Genomic DNA, 16,247 nt, shown 5'->3' on the forward strand with positions numbered 1-16,247 from the left:
GGATCGCATTAAGTCGGTCATGAACCGCAACCACCCGATCCGTCGCCTCGCCGCCCTCGCCGCCGTCGCGGCCGCCGTCATCAGCTTCTCCACGGGCTGCTCCGACGACGCCGACGCGGATGGCGGTAAGGCCGCCGCGGCCGCCGCGAGCGGTCCGCAGCCGAAGACCCTCGACGCCGCCAAGATCGCGGCCCAGACCATGTTCGACCGCTTCAGCGGCGGCGACTTCGCCGGCGCCTGGGAGATGTACACCGACGCCGGCAAGAAGGCCATCACCAAGGCCGACTACGTCAAGCTGAACGAGGCGTGCGCCCGCAAGGGCCTGGCGATCACGCTGACCAGCGCCCGCCTCGAGGGCGACAGCAAGGCGATCGTCATCGCCAAGCAGCTCGTGGCCGCCCAGTCGTACACGATGGTGTACGAGGGCGACGCCTGGAAGCTGGAGCCGGCGCCGGCCGGCCTGAAGCTCTACGCCCAGGGCGCGCAGCGCGCCATCCTGGCCCAGAAGAAGGCCGGCACCTGCGCCAACGCGTGACCTGACCGCTGAGCCAAACCCCGTAACACCGGCGCGCCGCCACCCGAGGGATCCGGGTGGCGGCGCGCCGTCGTGCGTGCCGGGCTCACGCGGCGAGCGGGAGCCCGTCCGGGCCGGTGTGCGACAGCCGGCTGCGCAGGTCGCCCTTCGCGTCGATCGAGGCGTAGTACGCCTCCCGGCGGCGGGCGACGCAGCCCTCCCGCTTCGGGCCCTGCGCGGCGAGCGCCGGGTCCAGGTGGGTGTTCATGCCGTCGCGCAGCAGGCCCAGCGCCTCGGCGCGCAGCTGCGACACCCGCGACTCGGTGACGCCCAGCTCCGCGGCGATCTGCGCCATCGGCCGCTCCGCGTAGAAGTACTCGGTGATGACGACGCGCAGCCGCTCCGGCAGGGCGGCGATGGCGTCGGCGAGGTAGCCGAGGCGCTCGCGGCGCAGCAGCATGTCCTCCGGGCCCGGGCTGGGCTCGCTGACCATGTCCTCGGCCGACCCGGTGGCGAAGCCCTGCAGGCTGAACACGACGGCGCGCTGCACGTCCTCGTCGGCGGACGTGACCTCCTCGACGGTGACGCCGAGGTGGGCGGCGACCTCCGCCGCGGTGGGCGTGCGGCCCAGCTCGTTGACGAGCTGCTGGCGGGCGGCGTCGGTCTTGCGGGCCCGCTGGCGCACCGAGCGGCTGGCCCAGTCGAGGCCGCGCAGCTCGTCGAGCAGCGCGCCGCGCACGCGGGCGGCGGCGAAGCGGGCGAACGGCACGCCGCGGTCGGCGTCGAAGCCGCGGGCCGCGGCGACCAGGGCCGCGTAGCCGGCGGACAGCAGGTCGTCCCGGTTCACATGGCCGGGCACCCGGGCGAGCATCTCGCGCACCAGGTGACCGACGAGGGGCATGTGGGCGGTGACGATGTCTTCGCGGCGGCGCTCCTGGAATGGGGCGACGTCCGCCTGGTGGGCGACGCTCATCAGCGGTTCTCCTCATCCGTGAGGGCCGGCGTCCATGCCGGCTGCGAGGAGAACTGTCCGGTCCGCGCGGTGCGGGCCGGGTCGCGAACGGGTGCAGCGGGGTTGCCGCCGCACTACACCCGGCCCGCAACGCGGCGCCGGCGGCGTCCCGCGCTGGGGACGCCGCCGGCGGTTGCGGGGCGGGTGTGGCGGACGGCCCCGGTCAGGGGCGCAGGCCGGTGCAGCCGACCGGCGCCGGGACGGCCACCACGGTCAGCTCGACGTCGAGCCACCGGTGCACGATGCCGCGGCCGGTGGTCACGCCGGCGGCGAACCGGTCGACCCGGGCGGTCGCGGCGCACCGCCAGCCGCCGCCGTCCAGCGGCTCCGGCGGGCCGACCTCCAGGGCCAGCGGCGACTCGGTGCCGCGGACGGTCAGCACCCCGTCGAGGCGCGCGGAGTCCGTGGCGGTCGCCCGGAACGCGATGGTCGGGTGCGCGGCGGCGTGCAGGAACTTGCCGGTGACGTCGCGGTCGCGGCGCGGGTCGTCGGTGTGGAAGCTGGCGGCGTCGAGTTCGGCGGCGACGGTGCTGCGCCGCTGGTCGTGGGCCACCACGACCACGCCGGAGCGCAGGGTGAAGGTGCCCGCGACCGGCTTGACGCCCCACAGGTGGTAGGCGGTGAACCGGATCGTGGTGTGCACCGGGTCGAGGCGGTAGGTGCCGGGCTGGACGGTGGCGCGGGTGTTCGTCTCCATGCGTCCACCCCACCCCGGAGGGGTGCCCGGCCGCGTCAGTGGCGACCCGCAGATCCGGTACGCAGACCGGCCTCCGCGGCCCACGCGGCCACCTGCGTGCGGTTGGCCAGCCCGAGCTTCGCCAGCAGGTTGCGCACGTGCGTCTCGACGGTGCGCTCGCTCAGCACCAGCCGCTCGGCGATCGCCCGGTTCGTGCCGCCGGCGGCGAGCAGCCCGGCGATCTCGCGTTCCCGGGCGGTCAGCGCGGCCACGCCGCCGCGCACCCCGGTCAGCTCGTCGTGCAGCGCGCCCGCCGCGGCCTCGACGGGCGCCATGCCCAGCCGGCGGGCGGTGCGCAGCGCCTCCGCCGCGGCGCCGCGCGCCCGCTCCCGGTCTCCCCCGCCGCCGCGCGCCACCAGCGCCGACGCCAGGGCGAGCCGGGCGTGCGCGGCGAACGCGGGCGCCCCGGCGCCCAGCTCCAGCTCGACTGCGGCGGTCAGCTCGGCGACGGCCCGGTCGTGCTCGCCGAGCGCCGACGCGATGGCGCCCAGCGGGCGGGCGGCGGCGCCGTGGCAGTTCGTCGTGGAGTTGACGAAGTAGCCGCGGTGCGGCCCGGCCAGGTCCCGGCACCGGGCGGCGCCGGCCAGGTCGCCGCACGCCACCGCCAGCTCGCCCGCCGCGATCGTGGTGAACCACCACCGCGCGTTGCGCGGCAGCCGCCCCACCTCCGGGCGCAGCGCCTGCCAGGCCAGCGCCGCCGTCTCCGCGTCGCCGGTGTGCAGCGCGTACAGGCCCCACTGGGCGGCCGCGATCGGGTGCCGCAGCGCCTCGGGCAGCAGCCCGGCCCGGGTGCCCGGCGGCTCCCACTCGCCGGTGTGCAGCGCCAGCCCGCCGGCGAACGCGAGGTACAGCCAGCGGCCCGAGGCGATCTGCGCCCGCTCGGCCAGGTCCCGCGCCTCGGCCGCGAGCTGCCGCGCCTCGGCGAACCCGCCCGCCAGCGCGGCGCGGGTGGCGCGGGCGCGCAGCAGGTGCCAGCGCGCCACCGGCCAGCCCAGACGCCCGGCGAGGACGGCCAGCGCCGCCGTCTGCGTGTCGTAGCCGGGCAGGTCGCCGGTGAGCAGGCAGGCGTCCAGCAGCCAGCTGCGGCCCCACAGCTCGGCGTCGGGGCGGCCGCTCGCCGCGGCCAGCCCGCACATCCGCCCGGCCAGGTCGCCGACCTCCGCGACGCCGTCGACCGGGTCGACCACCTCGTGCCGGGCGTGCCAGGCGGCGACCAGCGCCGCCGGGTCGCCCGACCGCTCCGCCATCGCCATCGCCCGGCGGCCGGCCGGCTCCGCCGCCGCGTGGTCGCCGCGGTACGCCAGCAGGAACGCCTCCTGGGCGAGCACCCGGGCGTGCCGCGGGCTGTCCTCGCCGCCGAGCAGCGCCCGCGCCCGGGCGCACAGCTGCGCCTGGTGCGGGGTCAGCGTGCTGCCGATGCCGCGCACCACCAGGGCCGCCTCGGTCGCCAGGGCCGGGCTCTCCAGCGCCTCCGCCAGGTCCATCGCCTCGGCGCAGTCGACCACCGCGTCGTCGAGCCGGCCGTCGCGGTACGCCGCCTCCGCCCGGGCCACCAGCAGCTCCGCCCGGCGGGCCCGGTCGGCGGGGGCGGTCAGCGCCAGTGCCTCGCCGTACCAGCGGGCGGCGCCGGCCACGTCCAGCGCGGCCGCGGCGGCGTCGGCGGCCCGCGCGCACGCCTCGGCGGCGCGCCGGCGCCCGGCCTCGTCGGCGGCCGCCCGCAGCCGGTGCGCGGCGCGCTCGGCGGGCGGCGCCCCGGCCGCGTCGAGGGCGTCGGCGATGCGCCGGTGCCAGTCGATCCGGGTGGCCCGGTCGAGCCCGGCGTACGCGGCCTGCCGCACCAGGTCGTGCGAGAAGCGCAGGGTCGCCGGGGCGCGCGGGTCGTCGACGAGCACGCCCGCCGCGAGCGCCTCCGCGAGCAGCGGGCCGCACTCCCCCGCCACGGCGGTCAGCAGCGGCACGTGCACCTCCTCGCCGAGCGCGGCGCACCCGCCGAGCAGCGCGGCGCAGCCGGGGCCGAGCGCGGCGGAGCGCTGCGCGACCAGGCGGTGCAGCTGCGCCGGGGCGGTCACCTCGCCGGCGGGCGCCGCGAACGCCGCCCGCTGCGCCGGCAGCCGGGCCAGCTCGCGCAGGTACAGCGGGTTGCCGCCGGTCAGCCGGTGCGCCGCCCCCGCCCAGGACGGGTGCACGGCGGGCGCGACGGCGCGCAGGTACGCGGCGACGGCGGCCTCGCCGAGCGGGGCGACGGCCACCGCGTGCGCCCGCGGCAGCGCCGCCAGCTCCGCCTCCGGGTCGCGGGACGTGACCAGCACCAGCAGCGGCACGTCCGCCAGCTCGGCGGCGAGCGCGTGCAGCAGGGACCGCGACGGCGCGTCCGCCCAGTGCAGGTCCTCCAGCAGCAGCACCAGCCCGGGCGTCCGGCGGGCGGCGGCGGTGAGCGCGTCGACCGTGGCCTGCCCGGCGACGAACCGGGCCGCGGCGGCGGGCTGGGCGGCCGGCTGCGCGCCGCCGGCCCCCAGGTCGAGCAGGCCCGGGTGCAGCCCGGCGACGCCGGCGCGCTCCCCGGCGGCCAGCAGCCGCAGCCACGGCCAGAACGCGGGCGCGCCGTCGTCGGCGACGCCCCGCCCGGTGAGCACCGGCGCCGCGGCGTGCGCGGCGGCCCGGGCGGCCGCCGCCTCGGCCAGCGCCGACTTGCCGACGCCCGGCTCGCCGGTCAGGACGGCCAGCGCCCCCGACCCGCCGGCGGCGGCGGCGTGCAGCCGGCCGAGCAGGGCCAGCTCGTCGTCGCGGCCGAACAGCGGGACGTCCATGCCGGGCATTGTCGCGCTCAGCGCGGCGGCAACTCCACCGCGATCTCGTCGCCGAGCGTGTAGCCGTCGCACAGCTCCAGCTCGTCGCCGCTCCAGAAGCGGCCCGGGTCGTACCAGTTCGGCTTGCGGCCCGACGGCAGCAGCCCCATCGCCTCGTAGGTCACCGCGACCACCTCCGCGCAGTACGCGGTCTCCAGCGCGGCCTCGCCGGACACCCCGGTCGCGTCCCCGGCGCCGACCTCGCCGCGCCACCGCAGGGACTTCAGCGACGGCAGCGACGGCAGCGAGGGCAGCCGGCGCGGCTGCGGCACCCGGCCGCGCACCCAGCGCCACGCCAGCTGTGCCGACGACGGGAACGGGGTGCCGTCGAGCCGGGCCACCGTGCGCAGGGCGGCGTCCTCCATCGCGGGCGTCACCGGCTGCTGGAGCTGGCGCAGCCAGCCGCGCTGGCCGTACCGGCGGCCCCACACCAGCACGGCGTCGCGCAGGTCGTGCAGCTGCACCCCGCGCTGCCGGGTGCCGGACCACATGTCGGGCAGCGAGCGGCCCAGCTCGGCGTGCCACATCAGCGGCGGCATGTCCTCGACGACCAGCGCCATGCCGACGTGGTTGACGGGGCTGTTGGTGAGCGACTGGATGGCGCGGTCCGGGACGCTGCGGCCGCGGAAGATCCAGAGATCCCCCGTACGCGTCAGGTCGACGGCCTCGTCCAGGCTCAGGGTGGCGGGAGGCATCCGACTACCCTACGAGGATGCGTTGGTGGAAGGTGGCCGGACTGGCCGGGCTCGCCGGGATCGCGGCGACGGGTGTCGTCGTGGCGCGGGCGGAGCGCAAGCGGCGGGCGTACACGCCGGACGAGATCCGGGGGCGGCTGCACTCGCGGCTCACGGAGTCGGCGGAGCCGCCGGCCGACCCGCCGGCCGGGGCGACCCCGCCGCAGCCCAGCTAGCGGTCCGCCGGCGGCTCGACGATCTCCGCGTCGCGCAGCAGCCCCCACAGGCCGGCGCCGTCCGGTGCGGACAGCCACTTCTTGCCGGCCGGGCCGAGCGCCTCGCCGTCGGACGAGCCGGCCGGCGCCGGGATCGCACCGGCCAGGATGGCCTCGCCGGGCAGCAGGCGGCGGATCGCCACGGCGGCCACGTTGTCGGGGTGGCGGGCGGCGAACTCGGCGTAGATCTCCTGGTCGTGCTGGCCGTCGTCGCCGATGAGCAGCCACTTGACGTGCGGGAACTCGCGGGCCAGCCGGGCCAGCGTGTCGCGCTTGTGGGCCTGTCCGCTGCGGAACCAGCGGTCCGGGGTGGGACCCCAGTCGGTGAGCAGCAGCGGCCCGGCCGGGTAGAGGTGCCGCGACAGGAACCGGGTCAGCGTCGGGGCGACGTTCCACGCGCCGGTGGACAGGTAGAACACCGGCGCGCCCGGGTTGGCCGTGGCGAGGCGCTCGTAGAGCACCGCCATGCCGGGCACTGCCGCGCGGGCGTGCTCGTCGAGGACGAACGTGTTCCACGCGGCGAGCAGCGGGCGCGGCAGCGCGGTGACCATGACCGTGTCGTCGATGTCGGACAGCACCCCGAAGGTGACCGCCGGGTCGATGATGCGCACCGGCGCCTCGACCGGCTTGGCGCCCTCGGTGCGCAGCCGCACGGTGCCCCAGCCCGGCGCCAGCTCGCCGTCGAAGACGCAGTCGACGTAGCCGCCACGGTCGGTGCGGGCGACCTGCTGCCGCCCGCCGACCTCGACCACGACCTCGGCGTCGCTGGCGGGGATCGAGGTGAAGCTGCGCCAGCCGCGGACCTTCTCCGGGCGTCGGCCGCCGGCGGGCACGTCGCGGGCCAGCAGCACCCGGGCCATGACCCGCACCCAGCCGGGGGCGCCGTAGCCCGTGTAGGCCGTGATCGTCGGTCGCCAGCCCCGCTGGCGCAGCCGGCGCGCGACGAGCTCGTGCAGCTTGTCCTCGATGCGCGCCGCCCGGTGCAGCCGGGTGGGAAAGACCCGGCCTGCGGGAGTGAGCGCCACGGGACCACCTTGCCTTCGTGTCGGCGATGTTCGGCGGGCCGGCGGTCCGGCCCACCCCCGACGGTACAAGTACCCGCCGACACCCGCGGGTGAACGGTGCCGGGCGCCCGCAGCGCGGGACGCCCCGGCTCCACAGTCGACGCGGGCGCTCAGCCCGCCAGGGCGTGCTCGCCGCGGGCGATCGGCACGGTGGTGACGCCGGCCGCCACGTCCAGGCTGAGCTGGGCGTCCAGCCAGTCCGCGGCGCCCGACGGGCGCTGCGTCTCGGCCCGGAACGCGGCCTCGAACGCCTCCTCGCGCAGGGTGCTCAGGGCCGCGGCGGCCAGGTCGGCGGCCCGCCAGGTGAGCCGCTCGGCCTCGGTCGCGGCAAGGTGGGCGGCGAGCCGGCGGTCGCGCACCGCGCGGCGCAGCGCGGCCTCCTGGGCGGCCGGGTGCAGGCTCGGGTCCCAGCCGTTGCGGTGCGTGAGGACGTCGCTGAGGTCGGCCATCGGCAGCTCCCGGCGGCGGCACGCGGCGGTGGCGGAGCGGTGCAGGTAGCGCTCGCACTCGGCCGGGGACGCGGCGACGACCTCCGCGTACGCGGCCGCCCCCGCGGCCCGGCGCCAGGCGGCGTCGGCGGCCTCGAATGCCTTCCAGGTGACCTCCACGGCCGCCTCGGCGGCGATCCACTCGGCGTGCCGGCGGCGCGCCGTGACGGCGGCCCGGTCGGCGGCGACGGCGACCTCCTCGGCGTACCGGGCGGCCTCCCCCAACTCGGCGTCGGCGGGGTCGGCGGGATCGGCGGGCGGCGCGGCGGGCGGGGCGGCCGGCCCGGCGGCGGCGCGGCGGGGCGCCACCAGGACCGCCCCGGCGACGACGGCGACGGCGAGCAGCAGCAGCCAGATGCCGGCGGCCTGGGGCATCTCGACGAGCACGGACTGCAGGGCGTTCTCCATGGTCATGCACCTCTTCGGGGTCGAGGCCGGCCCGGGGCGCGCGCGGGGGCGCCCGGGGGCCGTGAACTACTGAGGGGGTCGTTCGTCAGGTGCGGGATGCGCGCACGGCCACGCGGCCGCGCGGGGGCCAGCTCAGGCGAGCGGCGGGGCGCGGCCGGCGGCGGGGCGCCGCTCCGGACCGGCGGGCGGGACGGCGGCCGCGGCGGCCGGCACGACAAGGCGCGGGGCGGCGGCCGGCGGGACCGGCGGCTCGGCGGGCGCCCCGGCGGCGGGTGCGGCCTCGGGTGCGGCGGGTGCGGCGACGACGGCCTGAGTGGCGGGCGTGGCGGCCCAGGAGACGGCCGGCGCGGGGGCCGGCCCGACCGCGCCGCCGGCCGCGGGCGCGCCGAGGGCGAGCACGAGCAGGGCGAGGGCGGTCAGGAAGCGCAGCAGGCGACGGGCGTACCCCAGCCGGGTGCGTCCGTCGAGAGCCACCGATACAACGTACCGCTGCGGCACGGTTCGTGCACCGCTCGTGTCCATCGTCACCGGTGTCCGGTCCCGGGCGAGGCAGACTGGACGGCGTGCAACCTCTCGACGAGCTGGCCGGCTGGCTGGCCGACGGCGGCGTCGTCGTGCTCAGCGGCGCCGGCCTGTCCACCGAGTCCGGCATCCCGGACTACCGGGGCCCGACCGGCGCGGCCCGGCGCGGCACCCCGATGACCTTCCAGACGTTCACCGGCGACCCGGCGGCGCGGCGGCGCTACTGGGCGCGCAGCCACGTGGGCTGGCGGGTCATCGGCGACGCCCGGCCGAACGCGGGGCACCGGGCGGTGGCGCAGCTGCAGCGGCGCGGCGCGCTGGCCGGCGTCATCACCCAGAACGTCGACGGGCTGCACCAGGCGGGCGGGGCGGACGGCGTGGTGGAGCTGCACGGCAACCTGTCCCGGGTGGTGTGCCTGGACTGCGGTGAGCGCACCGGCCGGCAGGAGCTGGACGCCCGGCTGACGGCGGCCAACGAGGGCTTCGCGGCGGCGGTGCTGGCCGTGCACCCCGACGGCGACGTGGAGCTGAACGACGACGCGCTGGCCGGTTTCCGCACGGTGGCCTGCCGGCGGTGCGCCGGGGTGCTCAAGCCGGACGTCGTGTTCTTCGGCGAGACCGTCCCGGCCGAGCGGGTGCAGCACTGCTTCGCCCTGGTGGAGGCGGCGCGCGCGGTGCTGGTGCTGGGCTCCTCGCTGACCGTGATGTCGGGCCGGCGGTTCGTGCTGCGGGCGGCCCGCGACGGCATCCCGGTGGGCATCGTCAACCAGGGCGTGACCCGCGGCGACGAGCACGCGGCGGTGCGGCTGGACGCGCCGCTCGGCGAGCTGCTGCCGGAGCTGGTGCGCCGGCTGGACGCCGCCGCCCAGCCGGCGTGACCCGCGCACGGCGACGGCCCGCCTCCCAGGGGGATGGAGACGGGCCGTGGCCGTGGGCGCATCAGCTGCTCTGCGCCTCCCACGTGAACTGCACGCCGGTCGCCGACAGGCCCTGGGCGGCGTCGCCGCCACCGAGCGTGTAGGTGAAGGTGTACGGCTTGGCCGTCCCTGCCGTGCTGGGCGTCCAGGTGCCGGCGCCGGTGCCCCAGTCGGTGTGGGCGGCGGCGAAGTTGTCGAGGGTGTCCGACGAGTTGTCCGGCACGGTGTTCACGTCGCCGAAGATCTGGGTCTGGGTGCCGGGCGAGGCGCAGGTGCTGCCCGAGCCGACCGAGACGTCGAGGTCGAGGTACTGGCCGAGGGTGCCGGTCGGGGTGTTGCTGTACAGCGTCACCGACGAGGCGACGCTCCCGTTGTAGGTGACCAAGATGCACTTGGTACCGGTGTCGCCCGGCTTGAGGTTCGTCTCGTTGAAGTTGGCGCCGCCGAAGTCGTTGTCGGTCAGGGTGACCGAGCCGGACGTCCAGCTGTTGTTGGCGTTGTCGGTGCTGGCGGTGAACGCCGCGCTCGACGCCTGCCAGACGAGTGCGCCACTGCCGATGAGCCCTACGACGACCGCGGCGGCCACGACCTTGGCGGACCGACCGGAGCGGGGGTGTGCGTCCTGCATGATGTGCCTCCTGGGTTCGGCGGTCCGTGTCCGCCCGTGCTGTCGGGTGTCCCTATCGGCGGGCGCCGGCGGGGTTGAACGTTTTCCGTGCGGTGTGTCGGGCGTTACGCGGGCACCGGCTGGGCGTCCACAGGGGACGTCCGGGCCAGGTCCTCGGCCAGCACGGCGCGCGCCAGGGCGGCCGCGGCGAGCGCGGTGAGGTGTTCGGCGGCGTCCTGCACGCGGTGTTCGACGCGGCCCCAGCGCACCGGGGGCGCCTCGAGCAGCAGCGCCCCGGCGACCCCGCCGACGGCGTAGGGCACGACGATGACGTTGCGCGCGCCGGGCAGGACGGCGGTGAGCCAGTCGTCCTGGTCGGGGTCCAGATGGGAGACCAGCAGGGTCCGCGACTGCGCGAGCGCGCGGCTCACCACCGAGCGCGGCGAGTGGGCCGCGGGCGCCTCGTGGTGGGTGACGGCGCCGCCCTGCCGCTGGAGCACGGCGATGCCGGGGCCGCGGGTGCCGGTGTGCGGGTCGCGCCGGTACGCGAGCACGAGCGCGCGGGTGCCGATGAGCGGGCCGGTGCCGGCGCCGGCGAGCAGGCCGGCGATTTCGGCGGCGCCGCGGTCGGCGGCCAGGTCGGCGGCGAGCGCGCGCACCACGTCGCTGTCGGCCCGGCGGCGGCGCACCTCGCGCTCGTTGACGGCGGCGACCGCGGCCGTGACGAGCACGGTGATCAGCAGCGTGCCCTGGTAGACGATGAGGTCGCCCAGCGCGAACGGGGTCGCGGCGCCCCAGATGCCGGCGGCGCCGGCCTCCAGGGTGACGAGCGCGAGCAGGCCCTGCCACACGGTGAGTTTGACGCCGGTGCGGAACGAGGCGAGCAGCGTCACGGCGGCGCAGTGCAGGAACACGAGGTGGCCGCCGGGCCCGTCGAGGCCGCCGAGGGCCCGCCACAGCAGGCACAGCAGCAGCCCGTCGCCGAGCATGGACACGTTGAAGGCGCCGAGGGCGACCGCGCGCGGCGCGCGGCCGAGCAGCAGCGTCGGCAGGGTGAGCACGAACCACGGCACGGTGAGCAGCACGACGTGGTGGATCTGCTCGTGGTCGGCGCCGTCGACGAGCAGCCCGGCGGGCACGATCGCCATGACGACCGCGCGCAGCAGCAGCATCCAGCGCAGGCGGGTGCCGACCGGGATGAGGTCGGCGGCGGGTGCGGGCGTGGTCATGTCGTCTTCTCCTCGTGGGCGACGTCGTCCTCGGAAGGGGTCAGGGCGTCGTCCGCGCGGGGGTCGCGGAAGGTCAGGTGCGGGTCCTGCGCGGCGCGCAGGGCGAAGCGGGGGTCGAGCCGGTCGATGCGGTTCTGCAGCATCAGGAAGGCGAGCAGGACCAGCGCGCCGATGAGGGGCAGCACGCTGTGGGTGGTGCTGCGCACGGCGACCTCGGTGACGTCGCGGCCGAACTGGGCGAGCGCCTCCGCGATGCGGGCCATCGGGGCGGCGGCCGGCGCGTCGGCGGCCTTGCTGCGCGCCGGCGCGGCGGCGGAGCCGGCCGGACGCGGGTCGCGGTTGGCGCCCATGCCGGTGGTGACGCTGCGGCGGGTGCCGGTCGGCCGCGGCCCGGCGGTGGACCCGATGGCGGCGAACGGCGCGGGGGCGGCGCTCGCGGCCGGCGCGGTGGTGGCGGCCGGCGCGGGCGCGCCGGACGCGGGCACGGTCGTGGGGGCCGTCGTCGGCGCCGTGGTCGGGGGCGTCGTCGGGGCCGTGGTGGGGGCGGTCGTCGGGGGCGTCGTCGGCGGCGTGGTGGGGGGCGTCGTCGGCGCGGGCGCGCCCACGACGAACCAGCGGAACTGCGCGGTGCCGGTGCGGCCCTGGGCGGCGGCGACGTCCTGCACGGTGGCGGTGACCCGGAACGTGCGGCTGTCCGCCGCGGCGGGGGTCCAGCCGGTGGTGGTGCGCGGCGCGGCCGGGTCGGGGTCCTGCAGGTCGGTGAGCAGGCCGTCGTACACGGTGGTGCCGGAGAACCCGGCGCAGCCGGCGAAGCCGCCGCCGTTGCCCTGCTCGAGCCGGATCCGCAGGTTGCCGGCGAGCTGGCCGGTGACCTGGGCGGCGGAGACGTAGACGGTGCCGCCGGCCTGCCCGGCGTGGCTCACCTTGATGCACCGGCTGACCGGGTGGCCCGGCACGAGGCCGGACACCTGGAACAGGCCCTGGCCGTTGTCGTCGTCGGTGAGCCCGACCGAGGCCAGGACGGCGACGGGGGACGCCGTGGCGTCCTGCTTCGGCTTGTACGACGCGATCCCCAGCAGCGCGACGCTGGCGGCGACAATCATGAGCAGCGTGCCGCCCGACACGAGCCGGTGGCCGTGCGCCCTCGCGTGCTGCATGCTCGCTCCGTTCGGCTGGGTGGTCGCCGTGTCCATCGGCGGCCGGGGAGCCGACTTGAGAGCGCCGGGTGAGACCTCATCCACGGTGCGTGCGTGCCGACGTTACGGTCAGCAACCGCTCGCCCGCGTCGGAGGAGGTGTCATGGGCGTTCACCGTGCTCCGCGCCGCCCGTGGCCGAGCCTCGCCGAGCTGCGCGCCGCGGTCCGGCTGACCGTGCTCGTGGCGGTCGGCGGGCTGCTGCTGTGGGCGTTCGTCCCGTACGCCGCGGGGTGGCACACCACGCTCGTCACCAGCGGCTCCATGGAGCCGGGCGTGCGCACGGGCGACCTGGTGGTGCTGGCGCCGCTGGACGCGGCGACGGCCCGGCGCTCGGAGCTGCGCGGCCTGGTGGTGCAGTTCGACGACCCGGTGCGCCCGGGCCGCCTGGTGCTGCACCGGGTGGTCGACCGGGAGCCCGGCGGCGCGCTGGTGACCAAGGGTGACGCCAACATGTCGCGCGACTACGCCCCGGTGCGGCCGGAGAGCGTGCGCGGGGTCGCCCGGCTGCGGGTGCCGTTCGCCGGCCTGCCGATGCTCTGGGCGCAGACCCGGCAGCCGGTCCCGCTGGTCGCGCTGGCGTTCGTCGTCCTCGTGCTGGCGTGGCCGGAGCGGTCGCGGCCCGGGCCGCGGGGCCCCGCGCCGGAGCGACCCGCATCGATTCGCGGCCCCCGGGAACTGGACATCCCGGTCGCCTTCTGAAACGTTTCCTGCCTGTAACCGCAAGATGGCCTCTGACCTCTTGACGTGACTCGGGTCACTGATGTTGACTGCCTGCCGAAACCGCTTCCGCAACCGGTTTCGGGCCGCCTCACGCGCGGCCTCGCGTGCGGTCAGGAGGGCGTCGTGCCGATCACCATCGCCGATGTGGCGGCGCGGGCGAACGTCAGCAAGACGACCGTCTCGCGCGTGCTCAACGGCAAGGGGGAGCTGGACGAGGCCACGGCCGCCCGGGTCCGCCGGGTGATCGACGAGCTGGGCTACGTGCCCAGCGCCCGCGCCGTCGGCCTGGCCCGCGGCCGCACCCGCGTCGTCGGCATGCTGGTCCCCTCGCTCACCTGGCCGTGGATGGGCGACGTGCTGCAGGGCGCCGTCGACGTGCTGGAGACTGAGCAGTACGGGCTGCTGCTGTTCACCTGCAACCGCGGCGAGGAGTCCATGCGGCTGTTCTCCGCCCAGGTCTCCTCGAAGTCGTTCGACGGGCTGCTCGTCATCGAGCCCGAGGGCACCCTCGACACCATCCGCACCCTGCACCTGCGGGGCCTGCCCGTCGTGCTCATCGACGACCGGGCGCACGAGCCGATCGCCCTGCCCAGCGTCGGCACCACCAACGAGGCGGGCGCGGCCGAGGCCGCCCGGCACCTGCTCGGCCTGGGGCGGCTGCGGCCGCTGGTGGTCAGCGGGCCGGAGCGGTTCGGCTGCACCGACCAGCGCCTGCACGGCTTCGCCGACGTGTACGCGGCCGCCGGCCACCCGATCAGTGGCGACCGGGTCGTCGTCGGCGACTTCACCCTCGGCTGCGGGCGCGACGCCGTCGCCGCCGCGGTCGCCGCCGGCGTCGAGTTCGACGCCGTCTTCGCCCACAACGACCTGTCCGCCGCGGGCGCCATGCAGGCGGCGCTGGACGCCGGTCGCCGCGTGCCGCACGACGTCGCGGTGGTCGGCTTCGACGACATCCCGTTGGCGGCGCACACCCAGCCACCGCTGACGACCGTGCGCCAACCGCTGCGCGAGATGGGCGAGGTGGCGGCCCGCACGCTGCTCGCCCACTTCGAGGGCACACCCCTGCCCGGCACCCCCACCATCATCCCGTCGACGCTCACCATCCGGGGCTCGACGGTCGCCCCGGACCGGGCCGTGCTCGTGCCGGCCCCCTAGACCATCCCCTGAGGACAGTGCCGGCAGCCGGCCGGTACCGTCCGTCCTCTTGCGACAGCACGACCGGGATCTCCCGTCCCGGCCGCGATGCCGCACGCCCCGCACGGGGCGGTCCCCTCTCACCCATCCCCACCCGAGGAGAACGATGCGCACTCCCAGATTGCTCGCGCTGAGCGTGGCCGGCGTGCTCGCCGCCGGCACGCTCGCCGCGTGCAGCGACAGCCCGAACAACCCGAACGCCAACCAGGGCGAAGCGGCCACCGTGCTGAACATCGGCATGCCGAACGGCCCCCAGACGGAGAACCACAACCCGTTCCTGGGCACCTCGTCGGCGTCGTCGCTGGGCTACAAGTGGATGATCTACGAGCCCCTGATGATGTGGAACCCGGTCAAGCCGGCCGACCCGGCCAAGCCGTGGCTGGGCACCAAGGCCGAGTGGTCCGCCGACTACAAGACCGTCAAGGTCACCGTGCGCGACGGCGCCACCTGGTCGGACGGCAAGCCGCTGACCGCCGAGGACGTCGCCTTCACGTTCAACCTCATCAAGAACGACAAGGCGCTGAACACGGGCAACACCCCGTACGGCGACATCACCGCGTCCGGCAGCGACGTGACCATCAAGTTCGGTGAGCCGCAGTTCGTCAACCAGAACAAGGTGCTCCAGCAGCCGATCGTCCCCAAGCACATCTGGGAGACCATCAAGAGCCCGTCGACGGACGTCAACAAGACGCCGGTCGGCAGCGGCCCGTACACGCTGAAGTCGTTCACCCCGCAGACGACCACGCTGGTCGCCCGCACCTCGGGTTACTGGGGCACGCAGCCGGCCGTCAAGGAGCTGCGCTACACCTCGTACACCGACAACAACGCGCAGACCACCGCGCTGGCCAACGGCGAGTCGGAGTGGAGCTTCGTCTTCATCCCGAACGTGCAGCAGGTCTTCGTCGGCAAGAACCCGACCCACCACAAGATCTGGTCGCCGCCGGTGCTCGGCATCCACGGCCTCTACATCAACACCACGAAGAAGCCGTTCGACGACGCGGTCGTGCGCCGCGCGATGGACATGGTCATCAACCGTGACGACATCTTCGTCCAGGCCTCGTCGAGCTACTTCCACCCGGTCGTCAAGAGCGTGACCGGCCTGCCGACCCCGGCCGCCGAGGCGTACATCGCGCCGGAGTACAAGGGCAAGGAGCACAAGGTCGACGTCGAGGGCGCCAAGAAGCTGCTCACCGACGCCGGTTACAAGCTCGAGGGCAACGTCCTGAAGGACAAGTCCGGCAAGGACGTCAAGATCACGCTGACCGACCCGGCCGGCTGGTCCGACTACCAGACGAGCCTCGAGATCGTGAAGGACAACCTGTCCCAGATCGGCATCGCCGCCACCGTCGACAAGGCGAACCAGGACGCCTGGTTCAAGAACGTCGAGGAGGGCAAGTTCGACGCCACGTTCCGCTGGACCAACGGCGGCGCGACCCCGTACGACCTGTACCAGACGATCATGGACGGCACGTTCCTCAAGCCGATCGGCCAGGCCTCCCCGGCCGGCAACTTCGGCCGGTTCGACAGCCCCGAGGCGACCAAGGCGCTCAAGGACTACGCGAACGCCTCGGACGACGCCACCCGCACCACGGCGCTCAACACCCTGCAGAAGATCTTCGTCGAGCAGATGCCGATGATCCCGGTCGGCGCGGACAACGTCGGTGCCGCGTACAACGTGAAGAACTGGGTCGGCTGGCCCGACGACTCCAACCCCTACGGAGCCGGTCAGCCCACGCAGGCCAACTCGCTGGACGTGGTCCTGCACCTGAAGCCCGCGAACGCCTGATCCGCAACGCCGCTCCCCGGCCGGTCCGCCGGCCGGGGAGCGGCCCCGCGGCGCCGCC

16 protein-coding genes are annotated in these 16,247 nt (G+C 76.1%); 6 read left to right on the forward strand and 10 right to left on the reverse strand.

Going from position 1 to position 16,247, the window contains the following annotated elements:
- The first annotated feature begins 19 nt into the window (after positions 1–19).
- The gene (locus Sya03_RS23335; protein WP_203940510.1) at positions 20–535 is read left to right on the forward strand and encodes a hypothetical protein; all 516 of its coding nucleotides are present in this window, start codon (positions 20–22) and stop codon (positions 533–535) included.
- Positions 536–620: 85 nt separating this feature from the next.
- On the opposite strand, the gene Sya03_RS23340 is transcribed toward Sya03_RS23335, so the two are convergent.
- The 4 genes from Sya03_RS23340 to Sya03_RS23355 all read right to left on the reverse strand — a co-directional run bounded on the left by Sya03_RS23340 (position 621) and on the right by Sya03_RS23355 (position 5,803).
- Positions 621–1,487 carry a sigma-70 family RNA polymerase sigma factor gene (locus tag Sya03_RS23340; RefSeq protein ID WP_203940511.1) on the reverse strand — a complete coding sequence of 289 codons (867 nt, stop codon included), beginning with the start codon at positions 1,485–1,487 and terminating at the stop codon, positions 621–623.
- Between the two features lie 202 nt (positions 1,488–1,689).
- The gene (locus Sya03_RS23345) at positions 1,690–2,223 is read right to left on the reverse strand and encodes a YceI family protein (RefSeq protein WP_203940512.1); all 534 of its coding nucleotides are present in this window, start codon (positions 2,221–2,223) and stop codon (positions 1,690–1,692) included.
- A gap of 35 nt (positions 2,224–2,258) precedes the next feature.
- The gene (locus tag Sya03_RS23350) at positions 2,259–5,069 is read right to left on the reverse strand and encodes an ATP-binding protein (protein ID WP_203940513.1); all 2,811 of its coding nucleotides are present in this window, start codon (positions 5,067–5,069) and stop codon (positions 2,259–2,261) included.
- Positions 5,070–5,086: 17 nt separating this feature from the next.
- Positions 5,087–5,803, reverse strand: coding sequence for a hypothetical protein (locus Sya03_RS23355; RefSeq protein ID WP_203940514.1), 717 nt, complete (start codon positions 5,801–5,803; stop codon positions 5,087–5,089).
- Between the two features lie 17 nt (positions 5,804–5,820).
- On the opposite strand from Sya03_RS23355, the gene Sya03_RS23360 reads away from it, so the two are divergent.
- Entirely contained in the window at positions 5,821–6,018 is a 198-nt protein-coding gene (locus Sya03_RS23360; RefSeq protein WP_203940515.1) for a hypothetical protein, read from the forward strand.
- On the opposite strand, the gene Sya03_RS23365 is transcribed toward Sya03_RS23360, so the two are convergent.
- The 3 genes from Sya03_RS23365 to Sya03_RS23375 all read right to left on the reverse strand — a co-directional run bounded on the left by Sya03_RS23365 (position 6,015) and on the right by Sya03_RS23375 (position 8,491).
- Positions 6,015–7,082 carry an App1 family protein phosphatidate phosphatase gene (locus tag Sya03_RS23365; RefSeq protein ID WP_203940516.1) on the reverse strand — a complete coding sequence of 356 codons (1,068 nt, stop codon included), beginning with the start codon at positions 7,080–7,082 and terminating at the stop codon, positions 6,015–6,017. The two genes, Sya03_RS23360 and Sya03_RS23365, sit on opposite strands and share 4 nt — an antisense overlap.
- Before the next feature lie 149 nt (positions 7,083–7,231).
- Positions 7,232–8,017 carry a hypothetical protein gene (locus Sya03_RS23370; protein ID WP_203940517.1) on the reverse strand — a complete coding sequence of 262 codons (786 nt, stop codon included), beginning with the start codon at positions 8,015–8,017 and terminating at the stop codon, positions 7,232–7,234.
- Between the two features lie 132 nt (positions 8,018–8,149).
- Entirely contained in the window at positions 8,150–8,491 is a 342-nt protein-coding gene (locus Sya03_RS23375) for a hypothetical protein (protein ID WP_203940518.1), read from the reverse strand.
- Between the two features lie 89 nt (positions 8,492–8,580).
- Here Sya03_RS23375 and Sya03_RS23380 point away from each other — a divergent pair, with 89 nt between their 5' ends.
- The gene (locus Sya03_RS23380; RefSeq protein ID WP_370872069.1) at positions 8,581–9,417 is read left to right on the forward strand and encodes an NAD-dependent protein deacetylase; all 837 of its coding nucleotides are present in this window, start codon (positions 8,581–8,583) and stop codon (positions 9,415–9,417) included.
- A gap of 61 nt (positions 9,418–9,478) precedes the next feature.
- Here Sya03_RS23380 and Sya03_RS23385 read toward each other — a convergent pair whose 3' ends face one another.
- From Sya03_RS23385 to Sya03_RS31645, 3 genes are all read right to left on the reverse strand, one after another.
- On the reverse strand, positions 9,479–10,084 hold the full coding sequence (locus Sya03_RS23385) for a hypothetical protein (RefSeq protein ID WP_203940519.1): 606 nt from the start codon (positions 10,082–10,084) through the stop codon (positions 9,479–9,481).
- Positions 10,085–10,188: 104 nt separating this feature from the next.
- The gene (locus Sya03_RS23390; RefSeq protein ID WP_203940520.1) at positions 10,189–11,292 is read right to left on the reverse strand and encodes a hypothetical protein; all 1,104 of its coding nucleotides are present in this window, start codon (positions 11,290–11,292) and stop codon (positions 10,189–10,191) included.
- Positions 11,289–12,449 carry a hypothetical protein gene (locus Sya03_RS31645; RefSeq protein WP_203940521.1) on the reverse strand — a complete coding sequence of 387 codons (1,161 nt, stop codon included), beginning with the start codon at positions 12,447–12,449 and terminating at the stop codon, positions 11,289–11,291. Before Sya03_RS31645 ends, Sya03_RS23390 begins: the two co-directional genes overlap by 4 nt.
- Before the next feature lie 142 nt (positions 12,450–12,591).
- Here Sya03_RS31645 and Sya03_RS23400 point away from each other — a divergent pair, with 142 nt between their 5' ends.
- The 3 genes from Sya03_RS23400 (at position 12,592) to Sya03_RS23410 (ending at position 16,189) form a co-directional block, all read left to right on the forward strand.
- Positions 12,592–13,188 (forward strand): signal peptidase I, encoded by a 597-nt coding sequence (locus tag Sya03_RS23400; protein WP_203940522.1) that lies wholly within the window; start codon positions 12,592–12,594, stop codon positions 13,186–13,188.
- Between the two features lie 144 nt (positions 13,189–13,332).
- Positions 13,333–14,364: a LacI family DNA-binding transcriptional regulator gene (locus Sya03_RS23405; protein ID WP_203940523.1), complete on the forward strand. Its 1,032-nt coding sequence runs from the start codon at positions 13,333–13,335 to the stop codon at positions 14,362–14,364.
- A 145-nt stretch (positions 14,365–14,509) separates the two neighbouring features.
- Positions 14,510–16,189: an ABC transporter substrate-binding protein gene (locus tag Sya03_RS23410; protein WP_203940524.1), complete on the forward strand. Its 1,680-nt coding sequence runs from the start codon at positions 14,510–14,512 to the stop codon at positions 16,187–16,189.
- Positions 16,190–16,247 lie beyond the last annotated feature (58 nt).

The sequence above is a fragment of the Spirilliplanes yamanashiensis genome, from assembly GCF_016863475.1.
GTDB lineage: Bacteria > Actinomycetota > Actinomycetes > Mycobacteriales > Micromonosporaceae > Spirilliplanes > Spirilliplanes yamanashiensis.

Coding starts and splice junctions, on each gene's coding strand:
- Sya03_RS23410 (WP_203940524.1), top strand. CDS start 14,510: ATGCGCACTCCCAGATTGCTCGCGCTGAGCGTGGCCGGCGTGCTCGCC.
- Sya03_RS23350 (WP_203940513.1), bottom strand. CDS start 5,069: ATGGACGTCCCGCTGTTCGGCCGCGACGACGAGCTGGCCCTGCTCGGC.
- Sya03_RS23335 (WP_203940510.1), top strand. CDS start 20: ATGAACCGCAACCACCCGATCCGTCGCCTCGCCGCCCTCGCCGCCGTC.
- Sya03_RS23370 (WP_203940517.1), bottom strand. CDS start 8,017: ATGGAGAACGCCCTGCAGTCCGTGCTCGTCGAGATGCCCCAGGCCGCC.
- Sya03_RS23340 (WP_203940511.1), bottom strand. CDS start 1,487: ATGAGCGTCGCCCACCAGGCGGACGTCGCCCCATTCCAGGAGCGCCGC.
- Sya03_RS23355 (WP_203940514.1), bottom strand. CDS start 5,803: ATGCCTCCCGCCACCCTGAGCCTGGACGAGGCCGTCGACCTGACGCGT.
- Sya03_RS23390 (WP_203940520.1), bottom strand. CDS start 11,292: ATGACCACGCCCGCACCCGCCGCCGACCTCATCCCGGTCGGCACCCGC.
- Sya03_RS23400 (WP_203940522.1), top strand. CDS start 12,592: ATGGGCGTTCACCGTGCTCCGCGCCGCCCGTGGCCGAGCCTCGCCGAG.
- Sya03_RS23345 (WP_203940512.1), bottom strand. CDS start 2,223: ATGGAGACGAACACCCGCGCCACCGTCCAGCCCGGCACCTACCGCCTC.
- Sya03_RS23385 (WP_203940519.1), bottom strand. CDS start 10,084: ATGCAGGACGCACACCCCCGCTCCGGTCGGTCCGCCAAGGTCGTGGCC.
- Sya03_RS31645 (WP_203940521.1), bottom strand. CDS start 12,449: ATGCAGCACGCGAGGGCGCACGGCCACCGGCTCGTGTCGGGCGGCACG.
- Sya03_RS23360 (WP_203940515.1), top strand. CDS start 5,821: ATGCGTTGGTGGAAGGTGGCCGGACTGGCCGGGCTCGCCGGGATCGCG.